Origin of the sequence: Kitasatospora sp. NPDC007106 (genome assembly GCF_040634455.1) — a bacterium.
GTDB lineage: Bacteria > Actinomycetota > Actinomycetes > Streptomycetales > Streptomycetaceae > Kitasatospora > Kitasatospora arboriphila.
Genome location: NZ_JBEYFP010000758.1, coordinates 1 through 2,776, shown reverse-complemented (window position 1 = coordinate 2,776; position 2,776 = coordinate 1). Strand labels below are relative to the sequence as shown.

Sequence of the window (2,776 nt, the reverse complement as noted above, 5' to 3'; positions counted from 1 at the left end):
GGTCGCGCCGACGATCTCGGCGGCGAGCCGGTCGGCGGGCACGCCGGCCTCGGCGGCGAGGGCGTCGAGCTGGGCGGCGGCGTCGGCGGGCGGGCAGTGCAGCCGTTCGGCGAGCATGCCGGTGGCGATGTCGACGAGCGGGCGGGTGGCGAGCCGGTCGCGGAGCACGTCGCGTTCGGCCTCCAGCCGCCGCAGGGCGAGGGCGAGCCGGTCGGCCGCGGGGGACGCGCGGTCGCGGGGCGCCCCGGTGTCGGCCGGGCCGGTCCGGTCCACGGCGGTCAGCCGTCCAGCCAGTGGATGATCCGGGCGAGCAGGTGGTCGGTGTCGACGGGCTTGGTGATGTAGTCGTTGGCGCCGGCCGCGAGGCTGCGGGCCCGGTCGCCGGGCATCGCCTTGGCGGTGAGGGCGATGATCGGGACGTCCGCGGTGCCGCCCTGTCCGCGGATCTCCGCGGTCGCGGTGTCGCCGTCCATCTCCGGCATCATCACGTCCATCAGGACGATGTCGGTCTCGGGGTGGCCGCGCAGTACGTCGAGGCCGGTCCGGCCGTTCTCGGCGTGCAGGACGCGCGCTCCGTGCAGTTCGAGCATGCCGGTGACGGCGAAGACGTTCCGGGTGTCGTCGTCGACGATCAGGACGGTGCGGCCGGCCAGCCGGGCGCGGTGCACGGGCGCCGGGGCGGGCGGGGCGGGCGGGGCGGCGGGCGCCTCCTCGGGCGGGGCCGTCGCCGTCCTGATCCTCTCGCGCAGGTCGTCGAGGCCGGCGGCCGTCGGCAGGTCGGGGGTGTCCGGCCGGTCGGGCCGGTCCGGGTCGGGGGACCGTTCAAAGTGGCCGATCACCGCGGGCCCGGCCGCGCGCAGGGCGTCGAGGACGGGTCGCAGCCGCTCGCCGGGCAGGTCGAGGTCGACGACGGCGCAGTGCCACGGGCCCCGGTCGAGCGCGGCGCGCAGTTCTTCGGCGTCGCCGACGGTGCGGATCTCGGCGGGCGGGTCGCGGCGGGCGGTGGCGCTGGTCGCGACGGCGGTGAGCAGGCCGGACGGGTCTGCCTCGACGACGAGCAGCCGGGCCGGGCGCGGCGGGGCGCTCTCGGCGGACTCCCCGAGTACGGCGCCGGGCAGGTGCAGGGTGAAGCAGCTGCCTTCGCCGAGGGTGCTGCGGGAGGTGATGGTGCCGCCGAGCAGGTGGGCGAGTTCGCGGCTGATGGACAGTCCGAGGCCGGTGCCGCCGTAGCGGCGGCTGGTGGTGCCGTCCGCCTGCTGGAAGGCGCCGAAGATGGACTCCAGGTGCTGCTCGGCGATGCCGATGCCGGTGTCGGTGACCCGGAAGGCGAGGCTGCCGGGCGGCACCGAGCCGTCGGCGGTGCTCTCCTCCGGGCCGGAGGGTTCGATCCGCAGCTCCACCCGGCCGCGATCGGTGAACTTGACGGCGTTGGAGAGCAGGTTGCGCAGGACCTGCCGCAGCCGTGCCTGGTCGGTGTGCAGGGTGTCCGGCAGGCCGGGTGCGGTGACGACGGTGAAGTGCAGCCGCTTCTGCCCGGCGAGCGGCCGGAAGGTCGACTCGACGTACTCGAGGAGTTCGCGCAGCGGGAAGCGCTCGACGTGGATGTCCATCTTGCCGGCCTCGACCTTGGAGAGGTCGAGGATGTCGTTGATGAGCTGCAGCAGGTCGGAGCCGGCGGAGTGGATGATCTCGGCGTACTCGACCTGTTTGGCCGTCAGGTTGCCGTTCGGGTTCTGGGAGAGCAGCTGGGCGAGGATGAGCAGGCTGTTGAGCGGGGTGCGCAGCTCGTGGCTCATGTTGGCGAGGAACTCGGACTTGTACATGGAGGTGCGGGCGAGCTGCCGGGCGCGTTCCTCCAGTTCCCGGCGGGCCTGCTCGATCTCCAGGTTCTTGGTCTCGATGTCGCGGTTCTGGGCGGCCAGCAGGTCGGCCTTCTCCTCGAGTTCGGCGTTGGAGTCGCGCAGTTCCTGCTGGCCGTTCTGGAGTTCCTCGGAGCGGGCGCGCAGTTCGGCGGTGAGCCGCTGGGACTCCTCCAGGAGTTCGTCGGTGCGGGCGTTGGCGAGCAGCATGCTGAGGTTGGCGCCGAGCGCTTCGGTGAACCGGTCGAGGAAGTCGCGGTGCACCGCGGTGAAGGGGTGCAGGGAGGCGATCTCGAGGACGCCGAGCAGTTGGTCCTCGACGGTGACCGGCAGGACGACGAGGGCGCGCGGCGGGGCGGCGCCGAGGCTGGAGGAGACGGCGGTGTAGCCGTCGGGGAGGTCGGTGACGGCGAGCGGACGCCGGGTCAGGGCGGCCTGGCCGACCAGCGACTCGCCGGGCCGCAGCCGGGGCGGGCTGTCCCCGGCGGGTCGTCCGTAGCTGCTGACCAGGGCGAGTACGGTGCCGTCGGGGGTGTCCTCGGCGAGGTAGAAGGTGCCGTACTGGGCGCCGACCAGCGGGGTGAGCTCGTTCATGATGAGGTCGGCGACGACGGTGAGGTCGCGGTGGCCCTGGACGAGGGCGGTGAGCCGGGCGAGGTTGGTCTTCAGCCAGTCCTGTTCCTGGTTGGCGCGGGTGGTCTCGCGCAGCGACTCGACCATGGTGTTGATGTTGTCCTTGAGGTCGGCGACCTCGCCGGAGGCGTCGACGGTGATGGACCGGGTGAGGTCGCCCTCGGCGACGGCGCCGGTGACCTCGGCGATGGCCCGGACCTGCCGGGTGAGGTTGCCGGCCAGTTCGTTGACGTTCTCGGTGAGGCGCTTCCAGGTGCCGGAGACGCCCTCGACCTCGGCCTGGC

2 protein-coding genes are annotated in these 2,776 nt (G+C 73.3%); both read right to left on the bottom strand.

Annotated features, from left to right (window positions below; genetic code table 11):
* Positions 1-273 (bottom strand): ANTAR domain-containing protein (locus tag ABZ641_RS31950; protein WP_359987476.1); only part of this gene is annotated, 273 nt, incomplete at its 3' end.
* Between the two features lie 5 nt (positions 274-278).
* A partial coding sequence (locus ABZ641_RS31945) for an ATP-binding protein (RefSeq protein WP_359987473.1) occupies positions 279-2,776 on the bottom strand: 2,498 nt, incomplete at its 5' end.